We start from the raw sequence: 18097 nt of genomic DNA on the forward strand, positions 1-18097 counted from the left end.
CCGTTCCCCCTCTGGGATGGCCCCGGGGATAATCCTGTCAGGAAGTCGGCGACCCGGGCGTCGGGCTTCGTGGGTGCCACGACTGTCCGGTCGTCCGGGTGGCCTGGGCACCCCTGCTCCACTCGGAGGCTGCCTGCGGATGCCAACGTGGTACCTTGCCGCGCGACATCCCTGTAATCCCATCTCCCGGGGCGGGTCTCCGGGCACAGCTCCCAGGTCCTTCCGGTGTTCGAGCAGCTCACGGATGACGAATTGTTCGCGGAGGTGGTCCGCCGCCGCGCCACGGGCGAGCCCATTGGGGGCCCGCTCGGAGCGTTGGTTCAGCGGTGGAGCCGGCCTGCCCGGTACGTCATCAGCAAGATTCAGGCGAGCTACGGCCGCGGTTCCCCAGCGGACGGCGACGAGCTCTATCAGGACGCGGTCGGCAAGTTCCTCGACCGCGGGCTGGACCAGTTCCGTGGCATCTCCCAGCAGATGCCGGGCCGGAGTGCGTCTCCCAAGACGTTCTTCCTGCGCATCGTCAAGCACGTGGCCATCGACTTCTACCGGAGGCACCGCGAGGAGCTCGCGGCGCCTCCGTCGGACCCTGATGACGCCATGGAGGAGCCGCCTTCCGAGCGGGCTCGTGCTGTGGAGATGGGCCGGAGGACGGAGGAGCGCGCGGACGCCCAGGAGCTGTACTGGGCCGCGTTCGCACGGCTCCAGCAGGAGCACCCCAAGGAGGCCTCGGCATGGGAGCTGTATCACCACGAGGACGTGGAGGATCACGAGGAATGCGCGCGTCGGCTGAACATCACCGTGGTCAACTCCTACAAGCGCGTCAGTCGCGCGCAGGCCTACTTGAAGCTCTACCTGCTGGATCTCCAGCGCGAGTCGCCACGAGGGGAGGAAGCGTGAGCCTCCTTCCCGGCCACACCCCGGGGTATTCAGGAGGAATGAAGTCATGAAGACCGAAGCCATGTCTCGCTATGCCGCCCGTCGCTCCCAGCTCACCGATGCGAGCGTCCCACCCGGAGTCGTCCTGGAAGCCGCCGGAGATTTGTTGAGGCGGGCGACCCGACTGGGGACCGAAGGTGTGGAGCCGGCCCTGCGAGGCCTCGGTCGACCGGAAGTGGAGACCTGGCTCCAGGCGCAGAAACCGCAGGCGCTCCAGCCCGTGCTGTTGAGGGCCGCGGAAGAGGCGATGGAGGTGGCGCTGGACGGTGGGGAGGAGGCCGAGGTGTGGCGCGCCTCGGCGCTGGAGGGACTTGCCGCTCGTGACAGGGCCGCCTCGCAGGCATTTGCCCTCGCCGCCTGGGAAGGCTTGCAGGGCGAATTGCAGGGGGACGCGGCGCGAAATCGAGACCGCTTCCTCGAGTCGCTCGGGAACCTGGACGCGCTGCTTCGCCCGAGAGCCCGTTGGTTCATTCCCCTCAACCCCGAGCGTCGCCAGGAGCAATTGCTCCTCGAGCCCTCGGAGCAGGACAAGGCCTGGTGGTTCAGTGCCCGGGCCGGCTGCGATGACCTGGTGGCGACGTGGTCATCCGGCCCCCAGAGTCCCACCCCCCATATCCAAGGTTGCGTCGAGTGCCGCGCGGACATCGCGGACACCGCGCCGGTGGATTCGCCTCCCCGTCGTCACCTCACGCGGGATGATTTGTGGCGCTTCGACATGGGCCTGATGACGGCCGACGAGCGCGAGCGCGTGGACGCGCACACCGCGCGCTGCGGCGAGTGCGCCCAGGCGGTGCTGGCCCTGGGCGAGGGTGACGACGCAATTGAAGAGGCCCTGGAGATGGACGAAGGGGACGCGGGCGTGGCTCCCGCCGCGCGCTCTTCCCGCGCCCCGGTGTCGCAGCGCCCGTCCTCGGCGCGCCACCCGGAGCAGCGCGAGGTGCTGGAGGAGCGGCGCGACTTCCGCGTGGTGCTGGTGCGCGAGCGTCAGCGCGTGCGGCTCCTGGTGCAGCCCCTGGCGGGCAGGACGGTGACGGCGGCGGTGTTCCTGAGCCCCGGCCGGCCCTCGCTCAAGCCCACGAACGGACCCGAGGGGATGTCGTTCGATTTGTCCTCGGCCTCCGCCACCGGCGCTCGCTCCGCGCACCTCTCGGTGCAGGCGGGCAACGAGACGCTGGAGCGGGACTTCGCCTTCTGAAGCAAGCCCCGGTCGTCCCAGGGGGCCCCGTGTGGGCCCTCGGGACTCCACGGCCCCCGCGACTACTGCGGCGGCGGGCTGGCGGTCGGGGTGTTGAGCGCCTCGCGGCTGCGGACGGGCGGCTGCGGAATGGGGAAGTTGCGCGAGGGGACGACGCGGCGGAAGCCGTTGTCGAGGAAGCTCAGCACGAGCTGCGCGGTGGGCGGGCGGGTGCTCAGCGCGGCGCCGCACACGTCGACGAGGTCCAGCACGCGGGGACCCTCGGTGGCCGCGTAGCGGTTGCACGTGCTGTCCACCGGCGCGTCCTTGTCCCGCCGCAGGTGCCGCGTCAGCCGTCCCCACTTCATGGTGAGCGCGTCCGGGCTGAGCTGGATGCTGACGGGCTCCTCGCCCCAGCTTCCCTCGATTTGGGTGAGCGAGGTGCCCGCCTTCACGCGGAGGTCCACCTGCCGCTGGCCGAAGGTGCCCGTCACGGCGATGCCGTGCTCGTAGATCTCCTCGGAGAGGATGCTCACCCAGACGCCGTCCTGGCGCCGCGTGTACGGCTTGGCCGCCGCGATGCGGCCGTTGTTGAACCAGATGTCGCCCACGCGGCCCACGGGGAGCTGGTCGTTCTTCGAGACGGGCGAGGGCTCGTCCAGGCCGGCGGGGCCGGTGCTGGCCACCAGCGGACGCGAGGCGAGCAGGTCCGTCACGGCGACCGACTCGTCGACGACTTCGAAGCGCACGCCGTCCAGCCACGCCTGGCCCGTGCCGCTCATGATGAGGCCGGCCATGATGGTGGTGGCCTCCTTGGGCACGTCCAGCACCACCTCGTGGCGCTTGCAGCCGCGGGTGCCCACGAGCGCGCGCGACTGCATGTTGTCGAAGGCGAGCGGCTGCTTGGGGTCCGGTCCCTCCACGCGCATCCACAGCCCGGCCCAGCCATCCACGTCCTTCACGCGCGTGGCGGCGGAGAAGCGCAGCCGCTTGCCGCGGAAGTCCTGCGCGCCGAAGGCCTGCATGAAGGTGCCGTAGCCCGCCTCGTCGAGGCTCAGCGAGCGCAGGTACGCGCTGCGACCGCCCTCGCACGGGGCGCTGGTGTCCACCCCCGCCTCGTAGCGCTTGGGAGCGCTCTCCGTGACGTACCAGCCCACCGGCAGCTTCGGGGTGCTGCCCGACGGCTCGGCCAGGGCCGCGGGCGCGGCCAGGGCGAGCAGCAGGGCGGCGAGATTCTTCCGGAAGTCCATGGCGGGCGTCCTCACAGCGACACGGGCTGGCGCGCGCTCAGCGCGCCCTCGGGGAGGCCCGTCCGGGCCTCATAGCGGGGGACCTCGGCGATGCCCGAGGGGGTCATGACCAGCAGGCCCCGCTCCGCCGCCTTGCGCGTGCAGAACGCCTGCGTGGCCAGGTCCGGACAGGCCACCACGTTCGTCGGCGGCGCGTCCTCGTCCAAGCCGAGCGCCAGCGAGGGCGGCAGCACGTCTCCCGGCTCCAGCTCCCGCGACTGCGTGGCCTTGCCCCCGGGCAGCAGCACCAGGGCCAGCGAGGCCGCCAGGGCCGCGATGGCGCCCCCCGCCGCCGCGCGGCGCGTGTGCCAGAGCACGGGGCGCGTCACGCGCTCCTCGCGCGCGGGCCAGTCCTGGGCGACCTCGTTGAGCTGTTCGGACAGGAGCGCCTCTTCCTGCAGCAGCAGGGCGCAAGGCTCACACTCCAGCGTGTGGGCCTCCAACGCCGCCGCCTTCTCCGGGGCGAGCGCGCCCAGGATGTACTGCTCCGCGGCGTCGCGGGTCAGGTGGGGCTTAAGCATGGGTCTCCTCCTCGAGCGCGGAGCGCAGCTTCTTGCGCACCTCGCACAGGATCTGCCGCACGCGCTGGACGGAGAGTCCGACTTTCGCGGCGACTTCGGCATGGGGTAGCTCCTGGCCGTCACAGGCCAGGAGGAAGACGCTCCGCGCGCTCGGCGACACCTGGGCGAGCGCGGCGTGGGCGCGGGACAGTTGTTCCTCGGACAGCAGGCGACGCTCGGCGGACACGGCCGGGTCCACCGGATGCTGACGCTCGGGCAATTCCTCCACCGCCCCGGAGATGGACTCTCGCCGGGCCCGGCGGGCATCGTCCGCGGCCAGGAAGGCCGCCTGGGTGAGGGCGAGGTTGGGCAGGCGCAGCTCCGTCAGCAGTCCACGCTGCTGTTGTTGGATGAGCCTCGCCCACGTCTCCTGGGCGAGCTCGTGGGCCCGGTCCACCCGGACGCCCCGGGCCAGGAGCGATACCACGACGCGGCGGTGGTGGCGCGCAACCAACGCGTCCCAGGCAGACCGGTCCCCGGCGAGCGCCTTGCGCGCCAGGACCTCCTCGTCCGCCCCGCGCGCCGCCTCCATCGGCTCCTCGGCTTCCCTCGCTAGTCGAACCGTCGTCATCCGCAGGCCCTGCACGGCTGCACTCATGCCGTCTTCCCGTCGCTCAGCTGCGCCTGGGGGCTCTGGCCGCTCCCCGCCCTCCGGGGAACGTACGTCGGTGGCGGACATATCGCCGGGCGCCAGCAGGATGTGCGGAGGGGTGGCCAAAGGTCAGTTCGCGGCGGGGCTTTCCCCCGAGGGCCAGGGGAGGTTGGAGAGGCGGACGACGCCCTGGCATTTCCCACAGACGCGGTCCTGGCTGTCGTAGACGCGGGCGGTGGCGAACAGCAGGGTGAGGCCCTGGCTGTCGATTTCGGCCTCCACGCGCAGGTGGTCGCCGGTGACGGGGCGCTGGAAGCTCATGGAGAGCTGCACGGTGGCGCAGCGGCGGGACGGGTCCACCAGCGCGCCGCTGGTGCCGATGGCGTAGTCGAAGAGGGCGGCGAGGATGCCGCCGTTGACGGCCGCGGCGCTGCCCACGCCGCCGCGGTGTTCGGGCTTGAGCTCGGGGATGGTGACCACCACCTTGCGACCCTCCGGGAAGGCCACCTGGGCGCCGAAGTGGCGCAGGGTGAGGCTCTGGTTGAACAGCTCGGCGTAGCGGTCCAGCGCGGCCTGGGAGGGCTTCGCCGGGGGGACGGAGGGGGCGTCGGACATGATGTTTCGCCCTATATATCCGAGCCTCGGCGCCCGAGGGACCGGCCGGGCGTGCCAGGGGGTGCGGAAGGACGCCCACCGGACGGTGAAAGACGTTAGAAGCAGGGGCTCCCCCCGAGTCGCCCGTGAACGCCCACGAATCCGCCCTCCTCGAAGACCTGAATGACCCCCAGCGCGAGGCCGTGCTGCACCACGGCGGCCCGCTCCTCGTCCTGTCGGGCGCGGGCAGCGGCAAGACGCGCGTCATCACCCGCCGGGTGGCGTACCTGGTGAAGGTCCACGAGGTGTTCCCCTGGCGCATCCTCGCCGTCACCTTCACCAACAAGGCGGCCCGCGAGATGCGCGAGCGCCTGGTGCAACTGCTGGGGCGTCAGGCGAACGACCTGGTGGTGAGCACGTTCCACTCCTCGGCCGCCATGATCCTGCGCCGCGAGGCGGAGCACGTGGGGCTCACCCGCTCGTTCGTCATCTACGACGACGGCGACCAGCTCAACGTCGTCAAGCGCGCCATGCGCGAGGCGGGGCTGGAGCAGTCCATGCAGCCGCGCGAAATCTTGAGCCGCATCGACCAGGAGAAGAACCAGGCCCGGCTGCCGGAGGACATGGTGGTGGAGCCCGGTGACGAGCGCGGGCTGCTCGTCCAGCGCATCTACCACGCGTACCAGGAGCGCCTGCGCGCGGCCAACGCGGTGGACTTCGGGGACCTGTTGCTGCTGCTGGTGACGCTCTTCCGCAAGCGGCCGGAGGTGCTGGAGAACTACCGCCGGCGCTTCCACCACGTGCTGGTGGACGAGTTCCAGGACACCAACCCCGTGCAGTACGCGCTGCTCAAGCAGCTGGCGCCGCCGCCCTCGGCGAACCTCGTCGTCGTGGGCGACGACGACCAGTCCATCTACCGGTGGCGCGGCGCGGACGTGGACAACATCCTCAACTTCCCGCGCGAGTACCCCGGCGCCAAGGTGGTGAAGCTCGAGCAGAACTACCGCTCGGACCGAAACATCCTGGACGCGGCCTACGAGGTCATCCGGAAGAACACGCGCCGGATGGAGAAGAAGCTGTGGTCGGACAGGCCCGCGGGCCAGACGCTCCAGCTGATGCTCAACCGCGACGAGCGGATGGAGGCACAGGAGATTTCACGGCAGATCCTGGCGCTCCAGCGGGAGGGCTTCATCAAGTTCTCCAGCATGGCGGTGTTCTACCGCGTCAACGCGCAGAGCCGCGTGCTGGAGGAGGCGCTGCGGCTGGCGCGCGTGCCGTACACGCTGGTGAGCGGGCGCAGCTTCTATGACCGGGCCGAGGTGCGGGACGCCTCCGCGTACCTGCGGCTGATGGTGAACCCGCGCTCGGACGCGGACCTGCTGCGCATCATCAACACGCCGGCGCGCGGCATCGGCGACACCACGGTGGAGCGCGTGGTGGACCACGCCAACACCCGCAACCAGAGCCTCTACGAGGTGCTCGCCGAGCCCGGGCTCATCCCCGCGCTGAACACCACCGCGGTGAAGCGGCTGCGCACGTTCCACGGGTTGCTGGAGTCCCTGCATCGCTATGCGCAGGGGACGACGGACGCGGCGAGCGCGGTGGACGAGATGCTGCGCGAGACGAAGCTCGTGGAGACGCTGGTCGCCGAGGGCAGCGACGAGGCGACGACGCGGGCGGAGAACCTCCGCGAGTTCCTGGGCGCGGCGCAGGAGTTCGACCTGAACCGCGCGGCGGCGGCGGTGGCCGCGGCGTCCGCCCCTCAGGTCGAGGTGCCTCCGGAGGTGGACGCGGCGCCCCTGTCCGCGGACACGCCCCCGCTGCAGGCGTTCCTCGAGCAGATTTCGCTGGTGGGCGACGCGGACGCGGAGGTGGGCGAGGGTCGGGTGGCGCTGATGACGCTGCACGCGGCGAAGGGCCTGGAGTTCGACGCGGTGTTCCTCACGGGCCTGGAGGACGGCGTCTTCCCGCACTCGCGCGCGCTCAAGGGCGAGGACCCGGACAACGGCGAGGAGATGGCCGAGGAGCGGCGGCTCTGCTACGTGGGCTTCACGCGCGCGCGCAAGCGGCTCTTCGTGAGCCTGGCGCAGTGCCGCTCGCTGTTCGGTGAGCTGCGCTACAACCCGCCCAGCCGCTTCCTGCGCGACGTGCCTCCCAAGCTGTTCGGCATCAGCGAGCAGGACATCCCGGAGCCGCCCCGGCCCGCCCCCATGGCGGCGCCGCGCAAGCGGACCTGGGACGAGGACGACGGTCCGCGCATCGACCGCTCCTACTCACAGGCGTCGGACATGGACGGGGTGAGCGGCGACGTGCGTGGCATGCGCGTGCGGCACGAGCAGTTCGGCGTGGGCCGCATCGTCGCCGCGGACGGCACGGGGCCCAACGCGAAGGTGACGGTGGAGTTCGGCGGCGCCGTGGGACTCAAGCGCGTCATTGCCCGCTTCCTGATGCCGGGGTAGTGGGTGAGGCAGTCCGCGCCCGAGTGAAGAAGCCTTCGGTTTGACTGTCAGAGTGTGAGTCTGGTGCCTTCGACCACTTGGCTACCCCTCCTATGCGGTGGGGGCTGGATTCGAACCAGCGAGTCCTGAGCGTGTCGGGCCTCTTCTGCCGGGCGCGGATGCGTGAAGGACGCGCGGGGATGAAGGCGCCTGACGCGCCCGGTGTGACTCAGGGGCTCTCGGGCGGGCGCAGCTTCCAGGACAGCACCCGCCCGTCCTGACCGAGCACGAAGACCTGCTCCCCCTGGACCACCGGCGGCGAGCGCAAGGCCGTGTCGGTGCGCAGCGAGAACGCGCGCTCCCACGTCGGACGCTTCAGCGCCACCAGTCGCCCCTGTCGTCCCTGCGTGGGGACCAGGAGCAGCTCGCCGGCCTCGGCCACGCGCGTGGTGAGCGGGTCCGGCAGCCCCATGCGAGCCAGCTCCTTCCCGTCCGATGGCGAAAGCCCCACCAGCACCGGCGCGTCCTGCGTCCGAGCGCCCACCCACAACATGCCCATCGCCAGGGAGGGTGGGCCCGTGAGCGAGTCCGCCACGGTCTTCTCCCAGAGCATCACGCCATCCTTCGCGCGGAGGGCCCGGACCTGGGACGCCTTCGTATCGAGGAACAGGACGTCGCCTTCCACCTCCAGGCCGAGCACGTCCCCCGTGGCGTGTCGCCAGAGCGGGGCACCGTCCGTCACGGACAGGGCCACGAGGCCTGCGCCCCCGAGCGCGATGACGAGCCTTCCGTCGGCCAAGACTGGCGTGGGGAGGCCTCGACTGGCCTCGGACGGCGCCTCCGTGGACTTGGGCGCGGGGGTTTTCCAGCGGACCTTTCCGGTGTCGACCGCGAGCGAACGCACCGCGCCATCCAGGGCCACCACGAAGAGGGACTGCCCGTCGGCGGCCACGACGAGGGGCGTCAGGACGGGGGGCTCGCCGGTGAGGCGCCAACGCTCGGAGCCGTCCGCGAGGGAGAGGGACACCAGGTCCCCGGCCACCGTCCCGGCGATGACGCTGTCGCCCGCCACGACGGGGCGCGTGGCCACCTCCCGACCCAGGGCCACCCGCCATTGCACGGCGCCCGTCCGGTCCAGGCGCACCACGGCGCCGGCCTCGTTGCCGGTGAGGACGCCGTCGGACAGCGACGTCAGGCCCGCGCGGGAGGATGCATCCGTGGAGTACCGGAAAGCCGTCTGCGCGGGTTCTCGACACCCCGCGGCCGACACCAATGTCAGGGCCAGGGCGAGGAGGGTGTGCCTGCATGGACACGCGCGGGGCGACATGGTTTGGAGGATGGCGTAAGGAAGGAAATTCGACCATGCCTACGATTCGTGACGACGAGATTCCCAGCGCCACCGGCATCCCTTCTGGAGCCCGGCGGACGGACTTCGTCCCGCCCCCCACGCTGGCGGTGACGGAGGAGCTGCTGCACGCGCTCCCGAAGACGGACCTGCACTGCCACCTGGATGGCTCCATGCGGGTGAAGACCATCCTCGAGCTGGCCGAGCAGCAGAAGGTGAAGCTGCCCGCGGACACCGAGGACGGCCTGGCGCGCGCCATCCACATGGGTGAGGTGTGCAAGAGCCTGGAGGAGTACCTGGTCGCGTTCGACGTGACGCTCTCGGTGCTCCAGACGGCGGACGCGCTCTACCGCGCGGCGTACGAGCTGGCGGTGGACGCGGCGGCGGAGAACGTGCGCTGGCTGGAGGTGCGCTACTCGCCCGCGCTGCACCTGCAGAAGGGCCTGAAGATGACCACGGTCATCGACTCGGTGCTCGAGGGCCTGCGCGTGGCCAAGCGCGAGACGGGCATCAAGTGCGGCGTCATCGTCTGCGGCATCCGCCACATCAACCCGCAGACGTCCATGCGGCTGGCGGAGCTGTCGGTGGCCTACAAGAACCGGGGCGTCATCGGCTTCGACCTGGCCGGCGCCGAGGCGAGCTTCCCCGCCAAGGACCACAAGGACGCCTTCCAGCTCATCCTCAAGAACAACGTCAACTGCACCGCGCACGCCGGTGAGGCGTACGGCCCCGAGTCCATCTCCCAGGCCATCCACAACCTGGGCTCGCACCGCATCGGCCACGGCACGCGGCTGCGCGAGGACGGGGACCTGCTCAACTACGTCAACGACCACCGGATTCCGCTGGAGGTCTGCCCCACGTCCAACGTGCAGACGGGCGCGGTGTCCAGCCTCCAGGCGCACCCGTTGAAGTTCTACTTCGACTACGGCCTGCGGGTGACCATCAACACCGACAACCGCCTCATCACCGACACCACGGTGACGAAGGAGCTGTGGGTGGCGCACAAGGAGCTGGGGCTGTCGCTGGACGACCTGGCCACCATCATCGTCTCCGGCTTCAAGAGCGCCTTCCTCCCGTTCCGGGAGAAGCAGGACATGCTGCGGCTGGTGAACGAGGAGATCGCCAACACGTTGGTGGCCTTCGACAAGAAGCGGCATGTGCCGGTGAAGCAGCCGGCGTGATGGCGTAGCCTCCACCGCGCGCGGCGTCATCGGCCGCGCGTCGGTGGCCATGCAGGCGGTTCCCTCCCGGGCCTCCTGGTGTCATGGCCCGGGACGGAGGCGCACGTGGACCTGGAGCTGGGTGGCAAGGTGGTGCTGGTGACGGGGGGCTCGGACGGGCTGGGGGCGGCGGTGGCCCGGAGGCTCGTGCGGGAGGGGGCGAAGGTGGCCCTCTGCGCCCGGGGCGCGGAGCGGCTGGAGGCCACCGCGCAGGCGCTGAGGGCCGAGGGTGGGGACGTGCTCGCGGTGCAGGCGGACGTGTCCAAGGCGTGGGAGGTGGAGCACTTCGTCGACGCCGCGCATGCGCGGTGGGGCAGGGTGGACGCGCTGGTGAACAACGCCGGCACCGCGGCGGCCCGGCCCTTCGCGTCGGTGTCGGATGCGGAGTGGGAAGCGGACCTGCAGCTCAAGTTGTTCGCGGCCGTGCGCGCGTCGCGCCATGTGCTGCCGCACCTGAGCGAGGCGGGCGGTGGCGCCATCGTCAACGTGCTGGCGATTGGGGCGAAGACGCCGGGCGCGCAGTCGACGCCGTCGTCGGTGTCGCGCGCGGCGGGCATGGCGCTCACCAAGGCGCTGTCGAAGGAGCTGGGGCCTCGCAACATCCGCGTCAACGCGGTGCTGGTGGGCATCATCGAGAGTGGCCAGTGGGTGCGCCGGGCGCAGGAGCTGGGCAAGCCGGTGGAGACGTTCCAGTCGGAGATGGCGCGCAACGCGGGCATCCCGCTGGGGCGAGTGGGGCGCGCGGAGGAGTTCGCGGACGTGGTGGCCTTCCTGCTGTCGCCGCGGGGTGGCTACATCAGTGGCGCGGCCATCAACGTGGATGGCGGGTTGTCCGGCGCGACGTAGGGGGGCACGGGCGAGGGGTGCTGTCAGGTTCGTGGACCCACGGCGTCCCTGCGCGCTGAGGATGGCCTTCGGGCCGTCCGGCGACCGCGGCTGCTGACCCAAGGTCCACCATCTCCTCCGCCACGTCTCCCCGGGGCGCTCGCACGCGAGCCCTCGGGGCATTCCCGAGTTGGTCATGCAGCCGAAATTGAATCGGCTCCTGCGGGCGCTTGCCCGCGAGGGGCTCGAGGTGACCTATGACGGTCGCCTCTACTCCGTGCGCCTCCTGGGCGACGCGAACGCGCCGCCCGCCGAGGTGCTCCTCCCACCGGACCTGCCCGTCGAGGGCAAGGCCTTCCAACAACTCGCGCACCTCGCGGCCCTGAAGCACCCGGGCGGCGGAGAGGTCCTCCGCGTGCGCGCCACCCCCGACTTCCACCCGGGCGACTCCGGCGTGGCCATCGGCTCGGTGCTGCACACGCGGGGACTCGTCGTCCCCGGCGCCGTGGGCACCGACATCAACTGTGGCATGCGCCTGCACGTCGCCGACCTGTCGGTGGAGGACTTCCTCTCCCGCCGCGACGACTTCGTCGAGCGCATGAAGGGCCACTACTTCTTCGGCACGCGGGACGTCGCCATGTCCTCGCGCGCCTCCACCGCGCTCCTGCGTGATGGCCTCCCTGGCTGGCTCCTGGAGACGCTGGACACGCCGCTGGGCTGCGCGCGAAGCGCGGACCTGGCGCAGCTCGACGCGGAGGTCGAGCGTGTCCACCTGGGCGGCGCGCTGCACGGCAACCCGACCTGGGCCCCGGACGCGCTCACCCGCGAGGGCGTGGTGCGCGACGCGGGCCTGGCCACCATCGGCGGAGGCAACCACTTCGTCGAGGTGCAGCGCGTGGAGGCCGTCGAGGACCGCGCGCGGGCCTGGGCGTGGGGCGTGCGAGAAGGGCAGCTCGCGTTCATGATTCACTCGGGCAGCCGCGACGTCGGCAAGCACGTGGGCGTGGCCTGGCGCGAGCGCACGCGCAAGGCCTGGCCCCAGGGCGCGCCCTTCCCGGAGAGCGGAATCCTTCCTCTCGCCGACGAGGCGCTCGTCGCCGGCTACCTGGAGGCGGAGGCCACCGCCGCCAACTACGCCTTCCTCAACCGGTTGCTGCTCGCGGAGCTGCTGCGCCAGACGCTGCGAGAGCTGTTCGGAGACGTGGAGGCGCCGCTCGTCTACGACGTGCCTCACAACCTCACGCTCCCGTACGAGGGCGGGTGGCTCGCGCGCAAGGGGGCCTGCCCCGCGGGCGCCGAGCAGCCCGTCATCATCCCCGGCTCCATGGGCGCCACGTCCTTCCTCATGGTGGGGTGTGGTGACGCGCGGTCGCTCGAGTCCGCGTCCCACGGGGCGGGCCGGGCCCGCTCGCGCTTCGCCATGTCGCGCGGCGGAGCGGACCACAGCGAGGCGGCGCTGGGCCTGGCCGGCGTGGACTGCATCTCCCTGAGGGCCGAGCGCCGCGTGGAGGAGGCCCCCGCCGCCTACAAGCCCATCCGTCCGGTGGTGGACTCCCAGGTGGAGGCCGGCATCGTCCGCGAGGTCGCGCGTCTGGCCCCGCTGCTCACCTTCAAGGCCTGAGCTACAACACCCCTGGGGACGGCGGCGTGCCATTTTTCTTGGTCCACGCCCCGTCCCCTGGCTGGAATGCGCCCCACGCGCGTGGGCCCGGACCCACCCTTCACGCATCAAGGGAGAGACAAGGACATGGAGAACACCTACGGAGCTCCCGCGGGAGACGGCTTTCCTCGCTCCAACCCCAAGGACGCCGTGTCGGTTCCGGCCATCCTGCTCATGGTGCTGGCCGGCGTGAGCCTGCTGTGGGCCATCGTCAGCCTGCTGTCGCCGGTGAATCCGGATGACCTGGAGCAGCTCTTCAACAACCCGGCGCTCGCGCCCTATCACGACGCCCTGGAGCAGAACCGCGCCCTGCTCACCTCCACCAGCTCCTTCGCGGGCCGGCTCATGTGGTACGGCCCCGTCATCCTCCTCAACGCGCTCGCCTTCTTCGGCGCGCTGATGATGAAGAAGCTCCAGAACTGGGGGTTCGCGGTGGCCGGCGGCTTCGCGTCACTGGTGCCATGCTGTGGCACCTGTGGCTGCCTTGCGCTCCCCATCAGCATCTGGGCCCTGGTGGTGCTCTTCAAGCCCGAGGTGAAGGCCGCCTTCAAATAGGCGCGGGCGCTCCCGTGGGGGCCCCACGGCGCGTCGGCAGCACGGGCCTGCGCTTCTGCATCCGCACGCAGGCCAGCTGCACCCGCGCCGTCAGGGGCCGCCGCGCCTCGTGCAGCGACACGTAGCCCCGGTGACGGTAGAAGTCCTCCGCGTTGAGGCTCGCGTCCAGGCCCACCTGGGGACTTCCGCCGCCCCAGGCCACCGACTCCAGCGCGGCGAGCAGGTGGGTGCCCACGCCGTGGCCCACCTGGTCCGGAAGCACGTACAGCGCCTCCAGCTCCCCGTTGAGCGGGTCCAGCTGGCCGAAGCCCACCAGCCGCCGGTCCCGCTCCGCCACCAGCACGGTGCGCGGCCGGTCCGGGCGCAGATAGCCCTCCGGCCGCAACAGCCGCACCCAGGTGCTCAGCTCGTCGGGGGCATAGACGCCCTGACACAACGTCCCCACCGCCTCGGTGTGGACGCGCCACAGGGCGCGCCGGTCCGAGTCCCGTGCTGGCCGCAGGTGGAGGCCGCCCGACGCGCCCATGGCTTCCTCACGTCACCTTCATGCCCTTGGGAATCACCACCACGCCATCCGGCGTGACGTGGAAGCGCCGCTTGTCCTCCACCGGGTCGTAGCCAATCGTCGTGCCCGGCGGAATCTCCACGTTCTTGTCGATGATGGCCTTGCGGATGCGGCTTCTGCGGCCGATGGTGACGTTCTCGAAGAGGATGGACGCCTCCACCTCCGAGTAGGAATTGACGCGCACCTTCGGGGACAGCACCGAGCGGTTCACCTTGCCGCCGGAGATGATGCAGCCCTCGGCGATGAGGGAATCCGTGGCGTGGCCGACCCGCTGGTTGTCCTGGTCCGCGAAGACGAACTTGGCCGGCGGGTAGTTGTTCGCCTGCGTGTGGATGGGCCAGCGGTCGTTGTAGAGGTTGAAGATGGGGTCCACCTCCACCAGCTCCATGTTGGACTGGTAGTAGACGTCGATGTTCCCCACGTCCCGCCAGTAGCCGCGCTCCTTGCCCTCCTGCCCGGCAATCTCGTTGGTGGCGAAGTCGTACACGTACACCGGCGCGTACTTGTAGAGCTCGCTGATGATGGACTTGCCGAAGTCGTGCGCGCTCGTCTCGTTGGCGGCGTCGCGCACCACCTCCTGCACCAGGACCTCCGTGGTGAAGAGGTAGTTGCCCATGGAGGCCAGGCACATCTTCGGGTTGCCCGGCATGGGCGGAGGGTCCTTGGGCTTCTCCAGGAACTGGCGCATGCGCCCGTCGGGGCCCACGTCGATGATGCCGAACTCGCGGCCCTGCTCGATGGGCACGGGGATGGCGGCCACCGTGCAGGCGGCGCGCTTGGACACGTGGAAGTCGAGCATCTGCCGCGTGTCCATCCGGTACACGTGGTCCGCGCCGAAGACGAAGATGAAGTCGGGCTCCTCGTCGGTGATGATGTTGAGGTTCTGGTAGATGGCGTCCGCGCTGCCCTTGTACCAGTCCGTGCCGGTCCGCATCTGCGCGGGCACGGCTTCCACGTAGTGGCCCAGGAAGGCCGACATCCGCCAGGCGCGGGACAGGTGGTTGTTGAGCGAGTCGCTCTTGTACTGGGTGAGGACCTTGACGCGGTAGACGCCGGAGTTGGTGAAGTTCGACAGGGCGAAATCGATGATGCGGTAGCGCCCCCCGAAGGGGACGGCGGGCTTGGCCCGCTCACGGGTGAGGGGCTCCAGGCGCGTGCCCGCGCCGCCCGCCAGAATCATCGCCAGGACTTTGGACATAGGTGGGCCGGACGTTAGTCCGCCCCCCTCGGGCGACAAGGGCGCCGAGGCCTGCTCGGCTGCCTTCGTTGAGTGCCCAACCGCCCACCCACGTCCTCTGCACCGGGACGGACTCGCCAGATGTGGGACATCCGCGCCACCGGGCTCCGGCCGGGCGCCGGGAAGCACGGTTCCCACCTGGGTTGCTTGGCTTCCGAAAACGGGGTCGTGCTAGCCTTGGCGGCGATGTCAGGCGACGAAACGCGCGTCACCAAGATTTCCTCCCTGGATCTGCGCCCCGAGCGCAGCACCGAGTGCTGCCTTGTGCAGATTCACGGCCCGGAGCTCGGCAAGAAGTACCTTGTCGACGACTCCGAGCTGACCATTGGGCGAGACCAGCACAACCACATCGTGGTGGACCTGGACAACGTCTCCCGTCGGCACGCCCGCGTGCTGGGGCGGGGCGGGAAGATGCTGGTGGAGGATTTGGGCTCCACCAACGGCACCTACCTGAACGACCAGGAGGTGCTGCAGGCCCAGCCCCTGCGCAGCGGCGACCTCATCAAGGTCGGCGGCTCCATCTTCAAGTTCCTCGATGGCGACAACATCGAGACCCAGTACCACGAGACCATCTACACGCTGACCATCGCGGACGGCCTCACCGGCGTGAACAACAAGCGCTTCTTCCTCGAGTACCTCGAGCGGGAGATGGGGCGCTCCAGCCGGTACAAGGGCACGTTGTCGCTGATGATGTTCGACATCGACCACTTCAAGCAGATCAACGACGTCCACGGGCACCTGGCCGGGGACTACGTGCTGCGGGAGCTGGCCCAGTCCGTCAAGCGGCTGGTGCGCCGCGAGCAGTGCTTCGCGCGCTACGGCGGCGAGGAGTTCGCCGTGGTCATCCCCGAGGACGGGCCGGACAAGGCGCGCCTGTTCGCGGAGAAGATTCGCAAGCTCGTCGCGGAGAAGCAGTTCTTCTACGACGAGAAGGAGATTCCGGTGACCATCTCCATCGGCGTGGCGGAGATGACCGGCGACATGACGGAGCCCACGCACTTCATCAAGGTCGCGGACGCCAACCTGTACAAGGCGAAGAAGACGGGCCGCAACAAGGTGGTGGGTTGAGCATGGCGCAGGCTGAAGCGGGGCCCTCGGTGCTCGCGCGGCTGGTGCTCGTGCTGCTCGGCCTGAGCTTCCTGGGCGCGGCCTGGGTGTGGGGCCATCGCTCGGAGCCCTGGGCGGGGCAGATGGTGGAGCGCGCCCGCCAGACGGTGGGCCGCTAGCCTCCGGAGCGGGCGGCCTCTTGCCGAGGCCCCTTCCGTGTGACGGCGCGGTCCCGATTGAAGCGATAGGTGATGGAAGGAGCGCGCCCGCGTCCGGCCCGCCTGGCGTGTGTTGTCAGGAGTCGGCGGCGTGGCCGTCGGCGGGCTCGGCGCCGACCTGGGACATCCAGGGGCGGCGCGTCGCCGCGAGAGCGGCGGGGGACTCACGATGATGACGACGGAGCAGGACATGGCGAGCCCGGTGCCCGCGCGGGCGGGACGGAGGGAGTGGACGGGGCTGGTGGTGCTCGTGCTGCCCACGTTGCTCATCTCGGTGGATGTCAGCGTGCTGTACCTGGCGCTGCCGCAGCTCAGCTCCCAGCTGGGCGCGAGCAGCACGCAGCAGCTGTGGATCATGGACATCTACGGCTTCATGCTCTCCGGGCTGCTGGTGACGATGGGCACGCTGGGGGACCGCATCGGTCGGCGCAAGCTGCTCTTGATTGGCGCCGGGGGGTTCTGCGTGGCGTCGGTGGTGGCGGCGTACTCGAAGAGCCCCGAGATGCTCATCGCGGCGCGCGCGGCGCTGGGCATCGCGGGGGCCACGTTGATGCCCTCCACGCTGGCGCTCATCAGCAACATGTTCCAGGCGCCGGGGCAGCGCTCGGTGGCCATCGCGGTGTGGCTCAACTGCTTCCTCATCGGCATGGTCATCGCGCCGCTGCTCGGAGGCTGGATGCTGGAGCACTTCTGGTGGGGCGCGGCGCTGCTGCTGGGCGTGCCGGTGATGGTGGTGCTGCTCCTGACGGCGCCGGCGCTGTTGCCCGAGTACCGGGACGCCTCGGCGGGGCGACTGGAGCTGACGAGCGTGGTGCTGTCGCTCGCGGCCATCCTGCCGACCATCTACGGCATCAAGGAGCTGGCGCGGCACGGCTGGCACGTGGAGGCCTTCGTGGCGTTGGTGGTGGGGCTCGGGATGGGCGTGGTGTTCGTGCGGCGGCAGTTGACGCTGGAGCACCCGCTGCTGGACCCGAGGCTGTTCGCCAATCGCGCGTTCAGCTCCACGCTGCTCATCCTGCTGCTGGTGGCCATCGTCACCGGCGGCATGGGGTTGCTGGTGCCGCTCTATCTCCAACTGGTGGCGGGACGCACGCCGCTGGAGGCGGGGATGTGGATGGTGCCGCAGATGCTGGGGATGATGGTGGGCTCGTCGCTGGGGCCCTTCGTCGTGCGTCGCATGCGGCCGGGCTACGTCATGGCGGCGGGACTGGCGCTCTCCAGCGTGGGCTATCTGGTGATGTCCCAGGTGGACAGCGTGGGTGGGCCCGTCGTGCTGGTCGTCGGCTCGGTCATCGTGACCATGGGGCTCGCGCCCATGGCGGTGCTGGGGACGGACCTGGTGGTGGGCTCGGTGCCGCCGGAGAAGGCGGGCTCCGCCGCGTCCACGTCGGAGACGGCGAACGAGCTGGGTGTGGCGCTGGGCGTGGCCATCCTGGGCAGCTTCGCCACCGCCGTCTACCGGCGGAACATGGAGGACGCGGTGCCGGCGGAGGTGCCGACGGGCGTGGCCGACAGCGTGCGCGAGAGCATCATCGGCGCCGTGGCGTCGACCTCCGCGCTCCCGGCGGGACTGCGCGACGCGGTGCTCGTGCCCGCGCGGGAGGCCTTCACGCAAGGCATCAACATCGCGGCGGGGTTGGGCGTGGTCGTCTTCGCGACGCTCGCGGTGGTCGCGGCGGTGATGCTCAAGAACGTGCGCGCGGGGCAGCACTGAGCACAAGGGGAGGGCGCGTCCGCGATGAGGGGCGCGCGCTTCTTCGATGGTGTCTTGCGCACTCGCGGAGGTGAGACTCCATCACGTGCGCGGGGCAGCACTGAGCGGGTCTCCCCGCCCGTGCCGCG

17 protein-coding genes are annotated in these 18097 nt (G+C 70.5%); 10 read left to right on the forward strand and 7 right to left on the reverse strand.

Annotated elements, in window-relative coordinates; genetic code table 11:
• The first annotated feature begins 225 nt into the window (after positions 1 to 225).
• Entirely contained in the window at positions 226 to 897 is a 672-nt protein-coding gene (locus LXT21_RS35480) for an RNA polymerase sigma factor (protein ID WP_254042668.1), read from the forward strand.
• A gap of 46 nt (positions 898 to 943) precedes the next feature.
• The gene (locus LXT21_RS35485) at positions 944 to 2131 is read left to right on the forward strand and encodes a hypothetical protein (protein WP_254042669.1); all 1188 of its coding nucleotides are present in this window, start codon (positions 944 to 946) and stop codon (positions 2129 to 2131) included.
• A gap of 62 nt (positions 2132 to 2193) precedes the next feature.
• On the opposite strand, the gene LXT21_RS35490 is transcribed toward LXT21_RS35485, so the two are convergent.
• From LXT21_RS35490 to LXT21_RS35505, 4 genes are all read right to left on the reverse strand, one after another.
• Complete coding sequence (locus LXT21_RS35490) at positions 2194 to 3360, reverse strand: AraC family transcriptional regulator (protein WP_254042670.1); 1167 nt, start codon at positions 3358 to 3360, stop codon at positions 2194 to 2196.
• 11 nt (positions 3361 to 3371) lie between these two features.
• Entirely contained in the window at positions 3372 to 3920 is a 549-nt protein-coding gene (locus LXT21_RS35495; protein WP_254042671.1) for a zf-HC2 domain-containing protein, read from the reverse strand.
• Positions 3913 to 4557, reverse strand: coding sequence for an RNA polymerase sigma factor (locus tag LXT21_RS35500; protein WP_223747803.1), 645 nt, complete (start codon positions 4555 to 4557; stop codon positions 3913 to 3915). The genes LXT21_RS35495 and LXT21_RS35500 overlap by 8 nt, the downstream gene beginning before the upstream one ends.
• A gap of 123 nt (positions 4558 to 4680) precedes the next feature.
• Positions 4681 to 5166 (reverse strand): PaaI family thioesterase, encoded by a 486-nt coding sequence (locus LXT21_RS35505; protein WP_254042672.1) that lies wholly within the window; start codon positions 5164 to 5166, stop codon positions 4681 to 4683.
• Positions 5167 to 5291: 125 nt separating this feature from the next.
• Here LXT21_RS35505 and LXT21_RS35510 point away from each other — a divergent pair, with 125 nt between their 5' ends.
• Complete coding sequence (locus LXT21_RS35510) at positions 5292 to 7604, forward strand: ATP-dependent helicase (RefSeq protein WP_254042673.1); 2313 nt, start codon at positions 5292 to 5294, stop codon at positions 7602 to 7604.
• 208 nt (positions 7605 to 7812) lie between these two features.
• Here the strand turns inward: LXT21_RS35510 and LXT21_RS35515 are convergent, their stop codons facing one another.
• On the reverse strand, positions 7813 to 8853 hold the full coding sequence (locus tag LXT21_RS35515) for an outer membrane protein assembly factor BamB family protein (RefSeq protein WP_323395403.1): 1041 nt from the start codon (positions 8851 to 8853) through the stop codon (positions 7813 to 7815).
• Positions 8854 to 8945: 92 nt separating this feature from the next.
• Between LXT21_RS35515 and add the strand changes: the two genes are divergently transcribed.
• From add to LXT21_RS35535, 4 genes are all read left to right on the forward strand, one after another.
• The gene (gene add, locus LXT21_RS35520) at positions 8946 to 10109 is read left to right on the forward strand and encodes an adenosine deaminase (protein ID WP_046711669.1); all 1164 of its coding nucleotides are present in this window, start codon (positions 8946 to 8948) and stop codon (positions 10107 to 10109) included.
• Positions 10110 to 10214: 105 nt separating this feature from the next.
• Positions 10215 to 10994 (forward strand): SDR family NAD(P)-dependent oxidoreductase, encoded by a 780-nt coding sequence (locus tag LXT21_RS35525; protein WP_254042675.1) that lies wholly within the window; start codon positions 10215 to 10217, stop codon positions 10992 to 10994.
• A gap of 175 nt (positions 10995 to 11169) precedes the next feature.
• Positions 11170 to 12594, forward strand: a complete 1425-nt coding sequence (locus tag LXT21_RS35530) for an RtcB family protein (RefSeq protein WP_254042676.1) — start codon at positions 11170 to 11172, stop codon at positions 12592 to 12594.
• A 126-nt stretch (positions 12595 to 12720) separates the two neighbouring features.
• Positions 12721 to 13188 (forward strand): hypothetical protein, encoded by a 468-nt coding sequence (locus tag LXT21_RS35535; RefSeq protein ID WP_254042677.1) that lies wholly within the window; start codon positions 12721 to 12723, stop codon positions 13186 to 13188.
• Here the strand turns inward: LXT21_RS35535 and LXT21_RS35540 are convergent.
• Positions 13181 to 13714 carry a GNAT family N-acetyltransferase gene (locus tag LXT21_RS35540; protein WP_254042678.1) on the reverse strand — a complete coding sequence of 178 codons (534 nt, stop codon included), beginning with the start codon at positions 13712 to 13714 and terminating at the stop codon, positions 13181 to 13183. The two genes, LXT21_RS35535 and LXT21_RS35540, sit on opposite strands and share 8 nt — an antisense overlap.
• A 7-nt stretch (positions 13715 to 13721) precedes the next feature.
• Entirely contained in the window at positions 13722 to 14951 is a 1230-nt protein-coding gene (glgC, locus tag LXT21_RS35545) for a glucose-1-phosphate adenylyltransferase (RefSeq protein WP_254042679.1), read from the reverse strand.
• 225 nt (positions 14952 to 15176) lie between these two features.
• Here glgC and LXT21_RS35550 point away from each other — a divergent pair, with 225 nt between their 5' ends.
• From LXT21_RS35550 to LXT21_RS35560, 3 genes are all read left to right on the forward strand, one after another.
• Positions 15177 to 16058, forward strand: a complete 882-nt coding sequence (locus tag LXT21_RS35550) for a GGDEF domain-containing protein (protein WP_254042680.1) — start codon at positions 15177 to 15179, stop codon at positions 16056 to 16058.
• A 2-nt stretch (positions 16059 to 16060) separates the two neighbouring features.
• Positions 16061 to 16216, forward strand: coding sequence for a hypothetical protein (locus tag LXT21_RS35555; RefSeq protein ID WP_254042681.1), 156 nt, complete (start codon positions 16061 to 16063; stop codon positions 16214 to 16216).
• Positions 16217 to 16346: 130 nt separating this feature from the next.
• Positions 16347 to 17969: an MFS transporter gene (locus LXT21_RS35560; RefSeq protein ID WP_323395408.1), complete on the forward strand. Its 1623-nt coding sequence runs from the start codon at positions 16347 to 16349 to the stop codon at positions 17967 to 17969.
• Positions 17970 to 18097 lie beyond the last annotated feature (128 nt).

Source organism: Myxococcus guangdongensis, assembly GCF_024198255.1.
GTDB classification, from domain to species: domain Bacteria; phylum Myxococcota; class Myxococcia; order Myxococcales; family Myxococcaceae; genus Myxococcus; species Myxococcus guangdongensis.